The organism is Antrihabitans stalagmiti (assembly GCF_016482825.1).
Taxonomy (GTDB): domain Bacteria; phylum Actinomycetota; class Actinomycetes; order Mycobacteriales; family Mycobacteriaceae; genus Antrihabitans; species Antrihabitans stalagmiti.
In genome coordinates, this window is sequence record NZ_JAEMNV010000015.1 from 1 (window position 1) to 19,180 (window position 19,180).

The 19,180-nt window shown below is 64.4% G+C and carries 18 protein-coding genes, 1 rRNA gene and 1 pseudogene; 19 read left to right on the forward strand and 1 reads right to left on the reverse strand.

The features are described 5' to 3' along the window. From rrf to recN, 7 genes are all read left to right on the forward strand, one after another. Positions 1-75 (forward strand): 5S ribosomal RNA (rrf, locus tag JGU71_RS30700); the annotation flags it as partial. Positions 76-240: 165 nt separating this feature from the next. Continuing rightward, the gene (locus JGU71_RS28445) at positions 241-1,218 is read left to right on the forward strand and encodes a tetratricopeptide repeat protein (RefSeq protein WP_199708530.1); all 978 of its coding nucleotides are present in this window, start codon (positions 241-243) and stop codon (positions 1,216-1,218) included. Then, complete coding sequence (locus tag JGU71_RS28450) at positions 1,215-2,246, forward strand: HAD-IIA family hydrolase (RefSeq protein ID WP_199708531.1); 1,032 nt, start codon at positions 1,215-1,217, stop codon at positions 2,244-2,246. Before JGU71_RS28445 ends, JGU71_RS28450 begins: the two co-directional genes overlap by 4 nt. Before the next feature lie 11 nt (positions 2,247-2,257). Then, the gene (locus JGU71_RS28455; protein ID WP_199708532.1) at positions 2,258-2,500 is read left to right on the forward strand and encodes a hypothetical protein; all 243 of its coding nucleotides are present in this window, start codon (positions 2,258-2,260) and stop codon (positions 2,498-2,500) included. Position 2,501: 1 nt separating this feature from the next. Next, positions 2,502-3,326, forward strand: a complete 825-nt coding sequence (locus JGU71_RS28460) for a TlyA family RNA methyltransferase (RefSeq protein ID WP_199708533.1) — start codon at positions 2,502-2,504, stop codon at positions 3,324-3,326. Then, positions 3,323-4,264: an NAD kinase gene (locus JGU71_RS28465; RefSeq protein ID WP_307829966.1), complete on the forward strand. Its 942-nt coding sequence runs from the start codon at positions 3,323-3,325 to the stop codon at positions 4,262-4,264. The genes JGU71_RS28460 and JGU71_RS28465 overlap by 4 nt, the downstream gene beginning before the upstream one ends. A gap of 3 nt (positions 4,265-4,267) precedes the next feature. Then, entirely contained in the window at positions 4,268-6,043 is a 1,776-nt protein-coding gene (recN, locus tag JGU71_RS28470) for a DNA repair protein RecN (RefSeq protein WP_199708534.1), read from the forward strand. Between the two features lie 13 nt (positions 6,044-6,056). On the opposite strand, the gene JGU71_RS28475 is transcribed toward recN, so the two are convergent. Beyond that, on the reverse strand, positions 6,057-6,485 hold the full coding sequence (locus tag JGU71_RS28475) for an SRPBCC family protein (protein WP_199708535.1): 429 nt from the start codon (positions 6,483-6,485) through the stop codon (positions 6,057-6,059). 148 nt (positions 6,486-6,633) lie between these two features. Between JGU71_RS28475 and steA the strand changes: the two genes are divergently transcribed. From steA to JGU71_RS28535, 12 genes and pseudogenes are all read left to right on the forward strand, one after another. After that, a complete protein-coding gene (gene steA, locus JGU71_RS28480; protein ID WP_199708536.1) occupies positions 6,634-7,818 on the forward strand; it encodes a putative cytokinetic ring protein SteA in 1,185 nt (394 codons plus the stop codon). After that, entirely contained in the window at positions 7,815-8,750 is a 936-nt protein-coding gene (locus JGU71_RS28485; RefSeq protein WP_199708566.1) for a copper transporter, read from the forward strand. The genes steA and JGU71_RS28485 overlap by 4 nt, the downstream gene beginning before the upstream one ends. A gap of 141 nt (positions 8,751-8,891) precedes the next feature. Then, positions 8,892-10,649, forward strand: coding sequence for a CTP synthase (gene pyrG / locus JGU71_RS28490; protein ID WP_199708537.1), 1,758 nt, complete (start codon positions 8,892-8,894; stop codon positions 10,647-10,649). Continuing rightward, positions 10,646-11,275: an NUDIX domain-containing protein gene (locus tag JGU71_RS28495; protein ID WP_199708538.1), complete on the forward strand. Its 630-nt coding sequence runs from the start codon at positions 10,646-10,648 to the stop codon at positions 11,273-11,275. Before pyrG ends, JGU71_RS28495 begins: the two co-directional genes overlap by 4 nt. After that, entirely contained in the window at positions 11,217-12,200 is a 984-nt protein-coding gene (xerD, locus tag JGU71_RS28500) for a site-specific tyrosine recombinase XerD (protein WP_199708539.1), read from the forward strand. Before JGU71_RS28495 ends, xerD begins: the two co-directional genes overlap by 59 nt. Positions 12,201-12,401: 201 nt before the next feature. Beyond that, positions 12,402-13,253, forward strand: a complete 852-nt coding sequence (locus JGU71_RS28505; protein WP_307829972.1) for a ParA family protein — start codon at positions 12,402-12,404, stop codon at positions 13,251-13,253. Next, the gene (locus JGU71_RS28510) at positions 13,178-14,071 is read left to right on the forward strand and encodes a segregation and condensation protein A (protein ID WP_199708540.1); all 894 of its coding nucleotides are present in this window, start codon (positions 13,178-13,180) and stop codon (positions 14,069-14,071) included. Before JGU71_RS28505 ends, JGU71_RS28510 begins: the two co-directional genes overlap by 76 nt. Beyond that, on the forward strand, positions 14,068-14,772 hold the full coding sequence (scpB, locus tag JGU71_RS28515; protein ID WP_372433256.1) for an SMC-Scp complex subunit ScpB: 705 nt from the start codon (positions 14,068-14,070) through the stop codon (positions 14,770-14,772). Before JGU71_RS28510 ends, scpB begins: the two co-directional genes overlap by 4 nt. Positions 14,773-15,238: 466 nt before the next feature. Beyond that, positions 15,239-16,243, forward strand: a pseudogene (locus JGU71_RS28520) (pseudouridine synthase); the annotation flags it as partial. 23 nt (positions 16,244-16,266) lie between these two features. Then, positions 16,267-16,929: a (d)CMP kinase gene (cmk, locus tag JGU71_RS28525; protein ID WP_233530246.1), complete on the forward strand. Its 663-nt coding sequence runs from the start codon at positions 16,267-16,269 to the stop codon at positions 16,927-16,929. Further along, positions 16,926-18,359 carry a ribosome biogenesis GTPase Der gene (gene der / locus JGU71_RS28530; RefSeq protein ID WP_199708543.1) on the forward strand — a complete coding sequence of 478 codons (1,434 nt, stop codon included), beginning with the start codon at positions 16,926-16,928 and terminating at the stop codon, positions 18,357-18,359. Before cmk ends, der begins: the two co-directional genes overlap by 4 nt. Before the next feature lie 42 nt (positions 18,360-18,401). Continuing rightward, the gene (locus JGU71_RS28535) at positions 18,402-19,166 is read left to right on the forward strand and encodes an acyl-[acyl-carrier-protein] thioesterase (protein WP_199708544.1); all 765 of its coding nucleotides are present in this window, start codon (positions 18,402-18,404) and stop codon (positions 19,164-19,166) included. Positions 19,167-19,180 lie beyond the last annotated feature (14 nt).

The following is a 19,180-nucleotide window of genomic DNA, read 5'->3' on the forward strand; positions in this document are numbered from 1 at the left end:
AACCCGGAAGCTAAGCCTGTCAGCGCCGATGGTACTGCACCCGCCAGGGTGTGGGAGAGTAGGACACCGCCGAACATACTTTCCGAAAGGGGACCCAGACAACTGGGTCCCCTTTCGTCATTTGTGCCTAAAATTGACTAACGAACTTCGAATTGCTCGATACGGCATTGGCTGAATATCGAACACTAATCTTCAATTACAGAGCGGTTCAACAACAGAGCGGCGCGAGAGGAATCGACTGTGACGGACCGAAGTGGCGATCGCAAGTCCTTCCGTGGGGGAAATTCATCGAGCGGGCGCAACAGCCGTGATGGTGCACCGGGAGATCGCGGCGGCAGCAACAGCACTGGCGGTGCAGGCCGAACAGGCGGCGCAGCAGGTGGTCGTGGTGGTTCCTACGGCGGCAATCGACAGGGCGGTGCTGGTCAAGGCGGATCTGGCCAAGGTGGCGGACCCCGTCAGGACGGTCCTCGTCGTCGCGGTGGCGAAGGCGGATTCGCGGGCCGTTCGGGTGACAGCTCGGCCGGACGCCGGCCACCGCGCCCCGAAGAGCCCGACCTACCAGACGACATCACACCGAGCGACCTCGACGCCGTTGTACGTCGCGATCTGCTCAGCCTCGACAAGTCGAATGCCGAAGCTGTTGCACGCCACCTGGTGATGGTCGCCAATCTGCTCGACGACGACCCGCGCCTCGCACTTGCACACGCTCGAGCCGCACGGCAGCGGGCGGGTCGAATTGCTGTCGTACGCGAAACTGCAGGCGTGGCTGCCTACCACGCCGGCGAGTGGGCCGAAGCGTTGTCCGAACTGCGCGCCGCACGCCGAATGGCAGGCGGTCCAGGACTTTTGGCTGTCATGGCCGATTGCGAACGCGGCCTCGGCCGCCCCGAACGTGCCATCGAGCTCGGTCGTAGCGACGAAGCCCGCGCACTGACCGGCGACGATGCAAGCGAACTGCGGATCGTCGTTGCAGGTGCTCGGATGGACCTCGGCGAATACGACCAAGCCGTCGTGACACTGCAGACCGCAGACCTGGATCCAGCTCGAACGGGTCCTGGACCTGCGCGCCTTTTCTATGCCTACGCCGATGCGCTCGTCGCGGCCGGGCGGACCGACGAGGGTGTCAAGTGGTTCCTCAACTCGGCGTCCGCGGATCTCGAGGGTGATACCGATGCGGAGGAGCGCGTCGCGGAACTGTCCGGCGGCGGCGAGTGACATCTTCTGCGCTGCGGCAGGGCTACGAATGCCTACTGCTCGATCTCGACGGCACGCTGTACCGGGGGAGCGGCGTAGTGCCAGGCGCTGTGCAGGCACTCGAAGGGTCAACTGAGCGACTGCTTTTCGTCACCAACAATGCCAGCAAAAGCCCGGCGGCCGTCGCGCGCCACCTGTCCGACCTCGGATTCGTCGCGTCGAAAGACGACGTGGTGACGAGTTCGCAGGCAGCTGCGCGACTGCTCGCCGAGCGTCTCGAACCAGGATCGAAGGTGCTGATCGTAGGCACGCAGGCACTGGCCGACGAGGTAGAACTTCTCGGCCTCGTTGCTGTCCGGAGCGCGGACGACGAGCCTGCCGCTGTCGTGCAAGGGCATTCGACGGAGACAGCGTGGCCCGCTCTCGCCGAGGCTGCCTATGCAATCAGGGCCGGCGCGCCGTGGATCGCGACCAATACCGACGCCACGCTCCCGACCGAACGTGGACTCGCTCCAGGCAACGGTTCGCTGGTCGCTGCTTTGCGCGCCGCGACCGATCGCGACCCCATCGTCGCGGGTAAGCCTGCTGCGCCACTGCTCGAAGATGCATTGCAGCGCAGTGGGACTCGCTCTGCGATGGTCGTCGGAGATCGGCTCGACACCGACATCGAGGGTGCCAACACGGTCGGTCTCGACTCGCTTCTCGTCCTTTCGGGCGTCAGTACCGCGGACGACCTCCTGCGAGCACTGCCCGACCGCCGACCCACGTATCTTGCGTTCTCGCTTGCGTCGCTCGATCAACCGAGCGTGGACCCTGGCGACAGCTGGTCTGCGAAGTTCACCGGATCCGATATCGAACTGTCCGGTTCGGGGGATGCGATCGCTGCTCTGGCTGTGACCGCCGCGATAGCGTGGGCGCACCCCGAGTTCGGAGCGGTCGTCACATCGTCGCCGGAAGCCGAGGACGCCGTCCGATCGTGGACGAACCCGTCGGATCGCACGTCCACGCTGGCCGTTTCGTTGCCAGCACCGCTTCGCGATATCGACTAGCGTTGATGCCGATGAGCATGCCGACACCTCGACCAGGACACCATCTGCCCGGACCAAACCACCCGGGCGATCCGACCATGTCGTTTGCAGATCCGCACGAAGTACGTGCTGAGGTCGAAGCCCTGCTCGGTCGGCTCGGTACCTCGACGCTCGAAGACGGAACGCGGCTCGAGACCATTCCCGAGCAGGCGAAAATCTTGGAACAGGCGCACGACGTGTTGGTCGCGGCGCTGGCCACCGTGGACAAGATCTGAGGTGGTCCGGCGGGCGCGGGTCGACGCCGAGCTGGTGCGGAGAGGTCTTGCGCGCTCGCGCGAGCATGCTGTGGAGCTGATCGGCTCCGGTCGAGTCCTCATCGGCGGCTCGGTGGCATCCAAGGCAGCGACGGCGGTAGAGCCAGGTACCCCCTTGCTCGTCAAGGACATCCCGGACGAAGTGTCCTGGGCATCGCGAGGTGCGCACAAACTACTCGGTGCGCTCGCGGCCTTCGAACCACACGGGCTCAGCGTCCACGGCAAGCGATGCCTCGACGCGGGAGCCTCGACGGGCGGATTCACCGATGTTCTTCTCCAGCGTGGCGCGTCCGAGGTTGTCGCCGTCGACGTCGGCTACGGCCAGTTGGTGTGGCGCCTGCAGTCCGACGAACGAGTTCGCGTTCTCGACAGAACCAACGTCCGTTCGATCGACGCCGACGCGATCGGGGGAGCCGTCGAAGTCGTTGTATCCGATCTGTCCTTCATCTCGTTGAGCTTGGTGCTACCCGCGCTGGCGGCCTGCGTCGCTCCGAACGCCGACCTGGTTCCGATGGTCAAACCGCAGTTCGAAGTCGGCAAAGAGCGGGTCGGCGCCGGTGGCGTCGTGCGTGACCCGGCATTGCGGGCCGAAGTGGTTCTCGACGTTGCGAAATCTGCTGCTGCCCTTGGCCTCCGGACGCTCGGCGTGGTCGCAAGTCCGCTGCCTGGCCCGTCCGGCAATGTCGAATACTTCTTGTGGCTCCGCGCCGGTGCAACGCAGGATCCCGACGACGAGACACGAGTATCTGCACTTATCGCCACAGCGATCCAGGAGGGTCCACAGTGAACGAGTCGGCGCAGGAGCGTCGGGAGATTCTGGTGGTTGCGCACCCCGGTCGCACCGACATCTCCGACACCGCGCACCGGGTTGCGAAGATCTTTGCCGATGCAGGCATCGCGATCCGAGTGCTCGCGGACGAGGCATACAGCACGCAGATGGAGCAGAGTCCGGACGAGGAGTCGGGCACGTCGGCTCGGCGTGTGACAGTTGTCGAAGCAAAGCCCGACGCCGCGGTCGGGTGTGAAATGGTCCTCGTACTCGGCGGCGACGGCACCTTTCTCCGTGCCGCCGAACTCGCGCAGGTGGCGTCGATCCCGGTGCTCGGAATCAACCTCGGCCGGATCGGTTTCCTGACGGAGGCCGAGGCAGAACATTTGGATGTTGCACTCGCACAGGTTGTTCGGCGTGACTACCGGGTCGAGAAGCGGATGACGATCGATGTCGTGGTCACCCTCGACGACGAGGTCGTCGACCGTGGGTGGGCGCTGAACGAAGCGAGCATCGAAAACGAGTCGCGGCTCGGGGTGCTCGAGGTTGTTCTCGAAGTCGACGGTAGGCCCGTGTCTGCTTTCGGGTGCGACGGCGTGCTCATCTCGACTCCGACGGGGTCGACGGCATACGCGTTTTCGGCCGGTGGACCTGTCGTGTGGCCCGAACTCGAAGCGATACTCGTCATCCCGAGCAACGCCCACGCACTGTTCGCTCGTCCGTTGGTCACCAGCCCGGAATCGGTGATCGCCGTCGAATCCGTTGCGACAGGCCACGATGCGTTGGTGTTTCTCGACGGACGTCGGACTATGAAACTGCCCCGCGGTGGACGAGTCGAAGCCGTGCGGGGCAGCAATCCGGTGCGGTGGGTACGGCTGGACTCAGCGCCGTTCGCCGATCGGATGGTTCGTAAATTCGAGCTGCCCGTCACGGGTTGGCGCGGAAGGAAGAATTAACAAGTGCTAGCGGAAATTCGGATCGATGGACTCGGCGTCATCTCGAAGGCGAGTGCTCAATTCCACGAGGGGTTGACGGTTCTCACCGGCGAGACAGGCGCAGGTAAGACGATGGTCGTCACGAGTCTGCACCTGTTGAGCGGCGCCCGCGCCGACCCGGGTCGAGTGCGACTCGGTGCGACGCGTGCGGTTGTGGAGGGACGCTTCACGATCGACGACGTGCACGAGGCCGCACAGACGGAGGTCGCTCGTGTGCTCGAAGCGACGGGCGGCGAGGCCGACGAAGACGGCAGCATCATCGCGTTACGAACGGTCGGCAGCGACGGCAGGTCGCGCGCGCATCTCGGCGGTCGCAGCGTTCCGGCAGGCGTGCTTTCGGAGTTCACAAGTCCGCTGCTGACCGTGCACGGCCAGAACGATCAGCTCCGACTGCTGAAGCCGGAGCAGCAGCGAAACGCTCTCGACCGGTTCGCTGCCGATTCGGTCGGTCCACTGGTGACCAAATATGTGGCGCTGCGTCGGAAGTGGCTCGATGCCCGGACCCAGTTGCTCGAGCGAACTCAGAAAAGCCGCGAACTCGCGCAGGAAGCTGACAGGCTCCAATTCGCATTGACCGAGATCGACAACGTTGCTGCGCAACCCGGCGAAGACGTGACGATCGTCGGCGAGGTGCGCAGGCTCAGCGAATTGGATTCGCTGCGTGAGGCGGCAACGGGTGCGCAGGGCGCTCTGGTTGGTGCGGATGCGGATTTCGGTCCGTCCTCCGACGCCGACGGTGCTCTCGACCTTCTCGGTTCGGCACGGTCGAAGGTGGAGAGCATCGAGGATCCGGCGTTGCGGGCGTTGGGGCCGCGCTTGGACGAGGCGATCGCGATCGTCAGCGATCTCTCTGCGGAATTGACCTCGTACCTGGCGGATCTGCCGTCGGACCCGAACGCCCTCGACACGTTGCTGACACGTCAAGCAGAGCTGAAGCAGTTGACGCGAAAGTACGCAGCCGACGTCGACGGCGTGCTCGCGTGGGCGGATGACGCCCGCGAGCGGTTGACCAAGATCGACGTCTCCGCCGAAGCGCTCGCAGATCTCGCGACGAAAGTGGACGAGAACGCAGCAGCGCTTTCGGTTGCAGCGACGAAGCTGACCGCCGCACGCGTCAAGGCCGCAGCGAAGTTGTCGAAGGCGGTCAGCACCGAGCTCGGCGGCCTGGCCATGGGCAAAGCCCGCCTCGAGGTCGAGGTCCGCGAACTGCCTGCGGGACCACAGGATTCGGCACCCCTGGTCATCGACGGCCGCGACGTGCATGCCGGTTCCGCGGGTGTCGACGAGGTCGAGTTCAGGTTGTCTGCTCATTCCGGAGCGCAATCGCTCCCGATCAGCAAAAGCGCATCGGGCGGTGAGTTGTCGCGCGTCATGTTGGCGCTGGAGGTTGTGCTCGCGGGTTCGGACCGTGGGGCGACGATGGTGTTCGACGAGGTCGATGCCGGCGTCGGTGGCCGAGCAGCGGTCGAGATCGGTCGCAGGCTCGCGCGTCTGGCGCGCACCCACCAGGTGATCGTCGTGACGCACCTACCGCAGGTGGCTGCATTCGCCGACACGCACCTTGTGGTCGACAAGTCCGACAACGCCAAAGGGGTTGTCAACAGCGGTGTGAAAGCGCTGACCGACGAAGAGCGGGTAAAAGAGCTGGCACGGATGCTGGCCGGCCTCGATGACACCGAGACCGGCCGCGCCCACGCCGAGGAACTGCTGGCTACGGCGAACGCCGAGCGTTGTGCCTGAACAGCTGGCCTGATCAGGCCCGCTTCGCTGCTTCCTTGCGTGCACCGGAGACGAATGCACCGATGAGCGCCTTCAGGCCGAGCGAGAGCACCTTGCTTGGAACGGGCAGCTTGGGCTCGGATTCCATCGTGTAGACGACGCGGGTGCCGTTGGCGGCATCGGTGAACGCGATCGTTCCGACGTGGCGCTTGACCGGTGCGCCTGCCACGATCTTGTAGACGATCCGCTCACCGGGGACCAGATCGATGATCTGCTCCGATACGCCGACCGGGCCGAGGCCGAGGAAGTGCACAGCGCCGACGCCCTGGCGTTCGGTGGTGCCTGCGGACTTGAGCCGGGTCGAGATCGGCAGGAAGTCGCCGTTGTTCTCACGGTCGGCGAAGATGCTGTAAACGACGTCACGTGGTGCTTCGATCACGGTGTCGACGGTGTAGCTGGCCATCTGAATCCTTTCGAAGAGTCGGCTCAGCCTATCCAGGCCGGCTCGAGCCTGGATTTCGGTCGATCAGTTGGTGCCCATGTGACTGATGTGGTAGTTGATTCGGCGCGCCTCCACGATCTGGAGGTGTACCACGGCCATCATCGTGGTCATGAAACTTGCGGCGTTGTTGTCCCGAAGCACCGAGTCGCTGCCCGGAGTCAGCGGCATTGCCAGAGTCGATCGCAACACCGCCCGGCTGCTGCGCCGGGTGGGTCCGGGCGACATCGTGATCCTCGACGAACTCGACCTCGACCGAATCACCGCTGATGCACTCGTCGAAGCCGGCGTGCTCGCGGTGGTCAACGCGTCGCCGTCGATCTCGGGGCGATACCCCAACCTCGGTCCGGAGGTCGTTGTCGCCAACGGCATCTCGCTGATCGATGCGACCAACGACGACGTCTTCAAGAAGGTCAAGGACGGTTCGAAGATCCGGCTCGACGAGGGCAATGTCTACGCGGGGGAGCGTCGTCTCGCCGAGGGACGTGAACTCACCGAAGCCGAGATCTCCGACCGAATGATCGAAGCCAAGAGTGGCCTCGCGGCGCACTTGGAAGCGTTCTCCGGCAACACGATCGAGTTCGTTCGTACCGAGAGCCCGCTGCTGATCGACGGCATCGGCGTTCCGGATATCGATCTCAATCTCAAGGACCGCCACGTTGTCGTCGTCGCCGACGGACCCGATCACGTCGCCGACCTCAAGAACCTCAAGCCGTTCATCAAGGAATATGCACCGATTCTCATCGGCGTCGGAACTGCTGCCGACACGTTGATGAAGGCCGGCTACCGACCCGACCTCATCGTCGGCGATCCGGAAGACATCACGACCGCGACGTTGCGCAGCGGCGCCGAAGTTGTGCTTCCCGCCGACTCCGACGGCCACGCCAAGGGTCTCGAGCGGATCCAGGACCTCGGTATCGGTGCAGTCACCTTCCCCGCGTCAGGATCACCCGCTGACCTCGCGCTACTGCTCGCCGACCACCACGGTGCAGCGTTGATCGTGACCGTCGGCGCAGCCGCGACGCTGGACGAATTCTTCGATCGTGGCCGCCGCGACAGCAATCCGGCGACCTTCCTGACGCGCCTCAAGGTCGGCGCCAAACTGGTCGACGCAAAGGCGGTAGCGACGCTGTATCGCAGCCGAGTGTCCGGTGGTGCGATCGCACTGCTCATCATGGCCGCGCTCGTCGCCGTCATCGTCGCGCTCGTTGCGTCGAACATGGGTGGTGAGACGCTCGATTGGGCGATCGCAACCTGGAACAGCTTCGTCACGTGGGCGCAGGGGCTGCTCGAGTGATATCGCTACGGCAACATGCGATTTCGATCGCTGGGATCTTTCTCGCACTTGCCATCGGGGTAGTGCTCGGGTCCCAGACGATCGCATCCGGCGTGCTGTCCAGCCTGCGTGACGACAAAAGTGGCCTGCAAGGCACGGTCGACGAACTCGAAAACACGAACAACCAGCTACAGATCGCCCTCGGCTCGTCCGACAGTTTCGAAGCAGCGAACGCCGGTCGGATTCTGCAGAACGCCCTTGCTCAGCGGTCGGTCGTCATCTTCACGACACCGGACGCCGATCCTGCCGACCTCGACGGCATCGTGAAGTCCGTCGAGGCAGCGGGTGCAAGTGTCTCGGGCAGGGTCGGTCTCACGGACGCGTTCGTCGATCCTGCCAATGGCGATCGGCTCCGCACCACATTGACGAACGTCATTCCGGCCGGTGTGCAGTTGCGAACGGGTGCTGTCGATCAGGGCAGCATCGCGGGTGATCTGCTCGGGTCGGTTCTGCTGCTGAACCCCGAGACGGCGCAGCCACAAAGCTCGCCCGAGGAACTGACGCTCGCGCTGGACACGTTGCGCGGCGGTGGCTTCGTCGAATACGACCAGGTTCGGCCCGCGCAACTGGCCATAGTCCTCACCGGCGGCACGACAGGCGGCGAAGGCAACCGAGGCGCGATCGTGGCTCGTTTCGCCGGAGCGTTGGATTCGCGTGGAGCAGGCACCGTCCTCGCGGGCAGGCCAGGCTCGGCGGAGGGCAACGGCGCAATCGCCGTCGCGCGAGCCGATGCCGCACTCGCGTCGACGGCGTCCACGGTCGACAACGTCGATCGTGAGGCCGGACGCATCACGAGTGTGCTTGCGCTCCAAGAACAATTGACCGGTGCATCGGGTCGTTACGGCACGGGTCCGAAGGCGACCGCCGTGACGGTGGGGGCGCTGCCGAGCTAGCAGACCAGGACGACAGCGACACGCCAAGAGTGCGTCGTTGGGTCGAACGTGCGCGCAAGTGTTACCGTGAAGTCCCGTGGGACAGCAGGCCCCAGCACCATTCGCAGAGCCAAGACCTGCAGCGTCATCACGGGAGCGTCTGTGCAGAACTCGAGCGCGCATCAATCACGCGTGCAATCGCGTATAGCCACCAAACATATCTTCGTCAGCGGTGGTGTCGCATCCTCTCTCGGTAAGGGACTGACGGCGTCGAGCCTCGGGCAACTTCTGACCGCGCGCGGCTTGCGCGTGACGATGCAGAAATTGGATCCGTATCTCAACGTCGATCCAGGAACCATGAATCCGTTCCAGCACGGTGAGGTGTTCGTCACCGAGGACGGCGCGGAGACCGACCTCGATGTCGGCCACTACGAGCGCTTCCTCGATCGCGACCTCTCCGGCTTCGCGAACGTGACGACCGGTCAGGTGTACTCGACCGTCATCGCGAAGGAGCGACGAGGCGAATACCTCGGCGACACGGTTCAGGTGATTCCGCACATCACCGACGAGATCAAGGCTCGCATCCTCGCGATGAGCGGTCCGGACCTCGAGGACCAGACTCCGGACGTCGTCATCACCGAAATCGGTGGCACGGTCGGCGACATCGAGTCGCAGCCGTTCCTCGAAGCCGCTCGTCAGGTCCGCCACGATGTCGGTCGCGACAACGTCTTCTTCCTGCACGTCTCACTCGTGCCGTACCTCGCGCCGTCGGGGGAGTTGAAGACGAAGCCGACGCAGCACTCCGTTGCGGCGTTGCGCAGCATAGGTATTCAGCCCGATGCGCTCATTCTGCGCAGCGATCGCGATGTGCCGCCCGCGTTGAAGAACAAGATCGCGCTGATGTGCGACGTCGAAGTCGACGGCTGCATCTCGACCCCTGACGCGCCGTCGATCTACGACATTCCGAAGGTGCTGCACCGCGAAGGGCTCGACGCCTACGTCGTCCGCAAACTCGGTCTGCCGTTCCGCGACGTCGACTGGACGGTCTGGGGCGATCTGCTCGAGCGGGTCCACGAGTCGCGGGAGAGCGTCGAGGTCGCGCTCGTCGGCAAATACGTCGACCTACCGGACGCCTACCTCTCGGTTACCGAAGCACTGCGCGCCGGTGGTTTCGCGCATCGCTCGAAGGTCGAGATTCGCTGGGTGCCGTCGGATCAGTGCGAGACGCCTGCCGGTGCACAGGCTGCGCTCGGTGATGTGCATGCAGTGCTGATTCCCGGCGGCTTCGGCATCCGTGGGATCGAAGGCAAGGTCGGCGCGATCAGCTACGCCCGCAAGCGCGGGATTCCGACGCTCGGACTGTGCCTGGGACTGCAGTGCATGGTCATCGAGGCCGCGCGCTCGGTCGGACTCGACGACGCCAACTCGGCCGAGTTCGATCCCGACACCGAACATCCCGTGATCGCGACGATGGCCGATCAGGTCGACATCGTCGCAGGCGACGCTGATCTCGGTGGCACGATGCGCCTCGGTGCCTACCCGGCGGTCCTCACCAGAGGGTCCGTGGTGGCACATGCCTACGGCAGCGAGACGGTCTCCGAACGTCATCGCCACCGCTTCGAGGTCAACAACACCTATCGCGACAAGATCGCGTCGAGTGGTCTGCGCTTCAGCGGCACCTCGCCGGACGGTCAACTCGTCGAGTTCGTCGAACTGCCCGCCAGCGAGCATCCGTTCTTCGTCGCGACGCAGGCGCATCCGGAGCTGAAGAGTCGGCCGACCCGTCCGCATCCGCTGTTCTCGGCATTTATCAGCGCTGCGCTGAAATACAAAGCAGCAGAGCAGCTTCCGGTGGAGTTCGACGACGATGCCGCCGAGGAGTCGGACGCTGCCGAGAGTGAAACGGCAAGCGCGGAATGACGGATAGGCACGAGTTCGAGACGGTCTCCAGCAAGACGATCTACGACGGCGCGATCCTTGCGTTGCGGCTGGATCAGGTCGCCATGCCGGGCGGTCGGGTCGTCGAACGTGAGGTCGTCGAGCATCACGGGGCCGTAGCGGTCGCCGCACTCGACGCGGACGACAAGCTGGTGCTGATCGATCAATATCGGCATCCCGTCGCTACGCGGCTGCTCGAATTGCCCGCCGGTCTGATCGACGTCCCCGACGAGGATCCACTGGCTGCGGCCAAGCGTGAGCTTGCCGAAGAGACGGGCCTGGCGGCCGGGCGTTGGTCGGTTCTCGTCGACGTCGTGCTGTCGCCCGGATTCACCGACGAGGCGCTGCGCGTCTACCTCGCCGAGGATCTGACGACGACGGATCAGCCGGAACCGGAGAACGAGGAAGCGGACCTGCGGGTTGTTCGAATGTCGCTCGACGACGCGGCTGCCGCTGCGTTCCGGGGCGAGATCACCAACGCCACCGCGGTTGCCGGAATTCTTGCGCTGGTGTCGGCGCGGGCGTCCGGTATCGAGCCGCGGCCAGCGGATGCGCCGTGGCCGGGTCGTCCGACGACCTTCGCCAACCGCAAGGCCGAACAGGCCTGATGTGCTCGCGCGAGAGCTGCAGACCTACCTCGACCATCTCGCGGTAGAACGCGGCGTCGCGAAGAACACGCTCAGCTCCTATCGACGCGATCTCGATCGCTATTCGGGCTTTCTCGACGACCGGGGAATCGCGTCGCTGTCGGATGTGACCGAAGCCGACATCACCGACTTCACGGTGTCGCTGCGTCGCGGCGTTCCGGATGCCGGTCTGCCCGCTCTGGCGGCGAGTTCGGCGGCGCGGGCACTCATCGCTGTTCGGGGACTCCACAAGTTCGCGACCCTGGAAGGCATCACGTCGACAGACGTCGCCCATGCGGTGAAGCCGCCGACGCCGGGTCGGCGGCTGCCGAAGTCGTTGCCGTTCGACGACGTCCTTTCCCTCCTCGAAGCGTCGGGCGGTACGAGTGCGACCGACGGTCCACGATCGTTGCGGGACCGAGCCATGCTCGAGTTGCTCTATTCGACCGGTGCCCGCATCTCGGAAGCGGTCGGACTCGACGTCGACGACATCGACGTGGAGGATCGAGCGGTCCTGCTACGTGGCAAAGGTGGCAAGCAGCGGTTGGTGCCGATCGGTCGGCCTGCCGTTGCTGCCATCGACGCCTACCTGGTCCGTGGCCGACCCGCATTGGTATCGCGAGCTCAGCCGGCGCTGTTCCTCAACGTGCGCGGCGGCAGGTTGTCGAGGCAGAGTGCCTGGCAGGTTTTGCAGACTTCGGCAGAGCGTGCCGGCATCTCGACCGGCGTGAGTCCGCACACACTGCGGCACTCGTTCGCGACGCATCTACTCGACGGTGGTGCGGACGTGCGCGTGGTGCAGGAGTTACTGGGGCATGCTTCTGTGACGACGACTCAGATCTACACGCTGGTCACCATCAACGCGTTGCGTGAGGTGTGGGCAGGTGCTCATCCGCGGGCTCGGTAGTGCGTATGCGTGTCCGGGCACAGCTCCGGCTGACGAGGCGGTAGGTTCTATCCAAGTTGCGGCATCACTCGTCGTCCGGGTGGCAGCCGGGATGGATCGGGTGAGTTGTACGTCCGCTCAGATCAGGAAGATTCGAGACAGGGAGCACCGAACGTGAAGGCACCGCAGCGACCCGCAGCGGAGTCCGAGCAGCCCGAATCGATCTACACCCCAGGCGTCATGGGTCCGACAGGTCGCCCGGCTCGCAACATTCCCGAGCCGAAGCCGCTGTCCAGTCACGGACCCGCCCAGATCATCGCGATGTGTAACCAGAAGGGCGGCGTCGGCAAAACGACGTCGACCATCAATCTCGGTGCCTCGCTCGCCGAATACGGTCGCCGCGTTCTGCTCGTCGACCTCGATCCGCAGGGTGCGTTGTCCGCTGGTCTCGGCGTCGCACATCACGACCTCGAGCTGACTGTGCACAACCTGCTCGTCGAACGTCGTGTTTCCGTCGACGACGTACTGATGCGAACCCGCGTCGACAACATGGATCTGCTGCCGAGCAACATCGACCTGTCTGCCGCGGAGATTCAGCTTGTCAACGAAGTCGGCAGGGAACAGACACTCGGGCGCGCTCTCGATCCGGTCGTCGACCGTTACGACTACATCCTCATCGATTGCCAGCCATCGCTCGGATTGCTCACGATCAACGCACTCGCGTGCGCCGAGGGCGTGATTATCCCGATGGAGTGCGAGTACTTCAGCCTGCGTGGGTTGGCGTTGCTCAACGACACCGTCGAGAAGGTGCACGATCGTCTCAACCCACGGTTGACGCTGTCCGGGATCGTCGTGACGATGTTCGACCCACGGACGTTGCACGCCCGCGAGGTGATGGCTCGTGTGGTCGAGGTGTTCGGCGACGTCGTCTACGACTCCGTCATCAACAGAACCGTCCGTTTTCCCGAAACAAGCGTCGCCGGTGAGCCGATCACGACATGGGCACCCAAATCCCATGGCGCAGAGGCATATCGAGCGCTGGCACGCGAGGTCATCCACCGGTCCACGTCGTGACCGCCGAGGTCGCGACGACGACCGAACCCGATGCTGAGCAAGGTGGATTTCGGGTCCGGCTGCGAAACTTCGAGGGTCCGTTCGACCTGCTGCTGACGTTGATCAATCAGCATCGACTCGACGTCACCGAGGTTGCTCTGCACACCGTCACCGACGACTTCATCGCCTATACGAAGGCGTTGGGGTCGCAGATGGACCTCGATCAGACAACCGAGTTTCTGGTCGTCGCTGCGACCCTGCTCGACCTCAAGGCAGCACGATTGTTGCCGTCCGGCGAGGTGGAGGACGCCGAAGACCTGGCGCTGTTGGAGGCACGTGACCTCCTGTTCGCCCGGCTGCTGCAGTACCGCGCCTACAAGCAGGTTGCCCAGTTCTTCGGTGAACTCGAGGCTGCCGCGCTGCGGAGATATCCGCGGTCGGTGTCGTTGGAGGAACGCTTCGCCGGTCTGCTGCCGGAGGTGATGATCGGTGTCGCGCCGGCGCAGTTCGCACAGATTGCAGCAGCAGCATTTCGCCCGCGTGAGGTCCCGACGGTCGGACTCGACCACCTCCACATGCCGAAGATCTCGATCGCCGAACAGGCGCAGTTCATGCTCGACATCCTGCAAGCAAGGGGAGAAGGGCAATGGACGTCCTTCGGCGAACTGACCGCCGACTGCACTGTGACAGTCCAGATCATCGCGCGCTTCCTCGGCCTGCTCGAACTGTTTCGCGAGAAGGCGATCGACTTCGAACAGCCGGATCCGCTCGGCGCACTCGCGGTCACCTGGACGGGTTCCGGCGAGGCTGTTCGGGCGAGGGACGAGGACTACGAATGAGTGAGGAAGCGGATGTGAGCGTGACCGACGTCGACATGAACGACGGGGTGGGCCTCGAGCCGGTGCTCCTCGACGACGACGCATTGCGATCCGCGTTGGAGGCAATGCTGCTCGTGATCGACTCGCCCGCCTCGGCGGAACTGCTTGCCGATGCAGTCGGGGATCGCGCCGAGCGAGTCGAGCAGCTGTTGCAGTCGATGGCGGCCGAGCTGACCGAACGCAGTAGCGGAATCGATCTGCGCTACGTCGGTGACGGGTGGCGTTATTACACACGTAGCGAGTACGCGCCCTACGTCGAACGGATGCTTCTCGACGGCGCACGGTCGAAGTTGACTCGCGCCGCTTTGGAAACTTTGGCAGTTGTGGCATACCGTCAACCGTTGACTCGCGCACGAGTCAGCGGTGTTCGTGGCGTCAATGTCGACGGTGTGATGCGAACTCTGCTGGCTCGCGGCCTGATCGCGGAGTCCGGTGTAGACCCGGATTCCAACGGCACTCAGTACGTGACCACCGAGCTCTTTCTGGAGCGACTCGGACTGGCGTCGCTGGCCGACCTGCCCGCATTGGCACCGCTGCTGCCGGGTGTCGACCTGATCGACGAGATCAACGACAGTGTTGAGATGGACAATAGATTTGCCCGGATGCGTAAGAATCCGGCCACAGAGCCCGGCCCGATGCCGGATCTCGAAACCGAAGATTGACAGGACAAGTTAAGTGAATAGACCCGCTCGCCGTGATGGCACACCGGACCGAAGTAAGCGAACAGACCCGAAGCAGGGTGGTTCTCCCAGAGCAGGCGCACCGCGCGCCGGAGGCTCCAGATCCGGCGCACCGCGCGCCGGAGGATCGAAATCGGGCGCACCGAGAACGGGTGGATCCAAGTTCGGCGCGGGCAAGTTCGACGGCCCCCGAACCGATGGACCCCGCTCGGATCGGACCCGCTCCGATCGGACCCGTTCGGACAATCCCCGCTCGGATCGTTCCGAACGTCCGGATCGTCCGAGGTTCGACGGTCCTCGTTCGGACAAGCCGCGTACCGATCGTCCGAGGTTCGACGGTCCGCGGACCGACGGTCCTCGTTCGGACAAGCCGCGCACCGATCGTCCGAGGTTCGATGGACCGCGCACCGATAGGCCACGTACCGACCGACCAAGGACCGACGGACCTCGGACGGGTGCTCCTCGTTCCGGTGCACCGTCGGATCGTGGTTACCAGGGTGACCGTGGTTACCAGGGTGACCGCCCGCAGTCGGGCCGTCCTCAGGCTGACAGGCCCACCGGCCGCCCGAACCGCGCGCCGAGCGACAGGCCCAACCCGGCGGCTGCATCGAACAAGCCCGAGCGCAAGAAGGCCGCTCCGGCCCCGAAGTTGAACAATGCGAAACCTGCGCGCCATCAGAATGCGGAGAACCCGAACCCTCAGGCCCGGTTGCCGTGGGGCGAGGGTGTGCGGTTGCAGAAGGTGCTCGCGAAAGCTGGCGTCGCCTCTCGCCGTGCCGCAGAAGAAATGATCGAGGCTGGACGCGTCGAGGTCGACGGTCGGATCGTCACCGAGCAGGGCATGCGAGTCGACCCGAAGACAGCAGTCGTCCGCGTCGACGGCACTCGCGTCATGATTCAGGAAGAGCTCGTTCATCTCGCGCTGAACAAGCCGCGCGGCTGGCAGTCGACGATGTCCGACGACCTCGGTCGTCCGTGTGTCGGCGACATCGTTGCAGAGCGAATTGCAGCGGGGCAGAGGCTCTTTCACGTCGGCCGTCTCGACGCCGACACCGAGGGTCTGCTGCTGCTGACCAACGACGGCGACCTCGCGCACCGATTGATGCACCCGTCCTACGAGGTGTCGAAGACCTACATGGCGACGGTCTCCGGGATCGTATTGCGCGGTGTCGGTAAGGAATTGAAGGCCGGCGTCGAACTCGAAGACGGTCCGGCAAGGGTCGATTCGTTCTCCATCGTCGATATCGGCGAAGGTTCGACATTGGTGAAAGTTGTTCTGCACGAAGGTCGTAAGCACATCGTGCGGCGTCTGCTCGAAGCCGTGGGACACCCGGTCATTCGTTTGGTGCGCACGGACATCGGTCCGGTTTCGCTCGGTGATCAACGGCCGGGCACGCTTCGCGTGATCGGCCGCGACGAGGTCGGCAAACTGTACGAAGGGGTTGGACTGTGAGCGAGATTCCTTTGATCGTGGCAATGGACGGACCATCGGGCACAGGCAAATCGAGCGTCTCGCGACGGCTTGCTACCCGCCTCGGTGCGAGTTACCTCGACACCGGAGCCATGTATCGCGTTGCGACGCTGCAGGTCCTGCGTTCCGGCGTCGAGCTGACCGACGCAGCCGCCATCGTTGCAGCGGTTGCGGATCTGCCGTTGACCATCGGCACGGATCCCAGCGGTGAGGTTGTGCTGCTCGACGGCGTCGACGTGTCCGACGAGATTCGCGGCGACGCGGTCACAAAGGCGGTCTCGGCAGTGTCGGCGGTCGGTGAGGTGCGTCAGCAGCTCGTCGAGCTGCAGCGCCGGCTTACGGCAAGTGCTGATCGGATCGTCGTCGAAGGTCGTGACATCGGCACCGTTGTGCTGCCGGATGCGGATGTGAAGATCTACCTGACCGCGTCGGCGCAGGCTCGTGCCGAGCGTCGCAACGAGCAGAACGTCGCACAAGGTCGAGGCGACAACTTCGACGCGGTGCTCGCCGACGTCGAGCGTCGCGACAATCTCGACTCCACCCGAGCTGTCTCCCCGCTGCGGCCGGCGGACGATTCCGTGATCGTCGACACCAGTGAATTGGGCATAGAAGCAGTGATCGACAGGTTGTACGACGTTGTGTGTGAGAAGACAGGCGCCCTGAGATGAGTGAAGACGTAGGCGTCGAATACGCCGGAGACGGCATCTGGAACGAAGAAGCGGACTGGGAACTTGCCGATCTCGCCGAAGACGGCGAACTCGATGCTCATATCCCTATGCCTGTGCTTGCGGTCGTCGGCCGCCCGAACGTCGGAAAGTCGACGCTCGTGAATCGCATCATCGGCCGTCGCGAAGCAGTCGTCGAAGATGTTCCCGGTGTGACACGTGACCGTGTTTCCTACGAGGCGAACTGGGCCGGGCGCAAGTTCATGGTTCAGGACACCGGCGGCTGGGAGCCGGATGCGAAGGGGTTGCAGCAGTCCGTTGCGCGTCAGGCCGAGCTTGCTATGTCGACTGCGGACGCGATCCTGCTCGTCGTCGACGCCGTCGTCGGTTCGACAACGACCGACGAGGCCGTGGCACGTGTGCTGCGAAAGTCGAAGACCCCGGTGATTCTGGTCGCCAACAAGGTCGACGATGCGCGTGGCGAGTCGGAGGCCGCGTCGCTGTGGTCGCTCGGACTCGGCGAGCCGCGTGCGGTCAGTGCAACGCACGGCCGCGGTACCGGTGACCTGCTCGACGATATTCTCGCGATCCTGCCGGAGACGCCGCGTGAAGGCGGTACGGGCCTCGGTCCGCGTCGCGTCGCGCTCGTCGGTAAGCCGAACGTCGGCAAGTCGAGCCTGATCAACCGGCTGTCCGGTGACGAGCGGTCTGTCGTGCACGACGTCGCCGGTACCACAGTCGATCCGGTCGACTCGCTTGTCGAACTCGGCGGCAAGACGTGGCGTTTCGTCGATACCGCCGGTCTGCGCAAGCGGGTCAGCCATGCGAGTGGTGCGGAGTTCTACGCGTCGCTGCGGACCAAGTCGGCGATCGATGCCGCCGAGGTCGTCATTCTGCTGATCGATGCGTCCGAGCCGCTCACAGAGCAGGACCTGCGGGTGCTGTCGATGATCGCCGACGCCGGTCGTGCGCTCGTGATCGCGTTCAACAAGTGGGATCTCGTCGACGAGGACCGACGGTTGCAGCTCGACAAGGAGATCGATCGCGAGCTTGCCCGCGTGCCGTGGGCGCAGCGAGTGAACATCTCCGCGAAGACCGGCCGCGCTGTCCAGAAGTTGGTTCCCGCCTTGGAAACTGCGCTCGAATCGTGGGACAAGCGCGTCCCGACGGGCCGACTCAACAACTGGCTCAAGGAAGTCATCGCTGCCACGCCACCACCGTTGCGTGGTGGTCGTCTGCCGCGAGTTATGTTCGCGACGCAGGCCGCGACGCGTCCGCCGACGTTCGTCCTGTTCACCACCGGGTTCCTCGAGGCAGGCTATCGCCGCTTCATCGAGAGGCGGCTGCGTGAAGAGTTCAACTTCGACGGCAGCCCGGTCAGAGTGTCGGTCCGCGTGCGGGAGAAGCGGGATCGGCCGGGCAAACGAGGCTGACGTGGTCGCCGCGGCGAGTGTGGCAACTGCCATACTCGCCGGATGGTGATCGCTACTCCGCTACCCGACAGTCCTGATGGTCTGGTTCCTTTCGAGACGTCGTGGCCGGTCCGATTGGCGGATACGGATTCCGATCAGCGGCTGCGGCTCGATGCCGTCGCGCGGTATCTGCAGGACATCGGGTACGAGCATCTCGAGGTGAGCGACGACGGCGACAACCACCGCGGTTGGGTGGTTCGCCGAACGGTTTTCGATGTGCTGGAACCGTTGGTGTTCGGCGAACGCGCGACGTTGCGGCGCTGGAGTTCTGCGCTGTCGAATCGTTGGTGCAATATGCGCGTCCAGATCGTCGGTGATCGCGGTGGCCGTATCGAAACCGAGGCGTTCCTCATCCACTTCGGCGAAGACTCCGGTCTGCCGACGCGAATGAGCGAGAAGTTCATGGCGCCGATGCTGGCGCACACCACCGAGCACAGACTGCGGTGGAAAGCTGCGCTGACCGAACCGATGCCCGGACCCGACGACGACGATGTGCATGCCATGCATTTCCCGCTGCGCATCACCGACCTCGATTGGCTAGGCCACGTCAACAACGCCGTGCACTTGCACGCGATTGAAGAGTTCCTTGCCGTCGACCCGAGTTTGATGAAGCCGCCGTACCGCGTCGTGATCGAATACGGCAAACCGCTGATGGCGGGGGAGGACGTGCTGGTGCTGGGTCGCCGGGACGGGTCCGCGCTGGACGTCTGGTTCGGCGTCGGCACCGGAATGCGCGCCGTGGCAAGGGTTTCCCCGCTCGAGGCGTAGTTGTACGACCATCC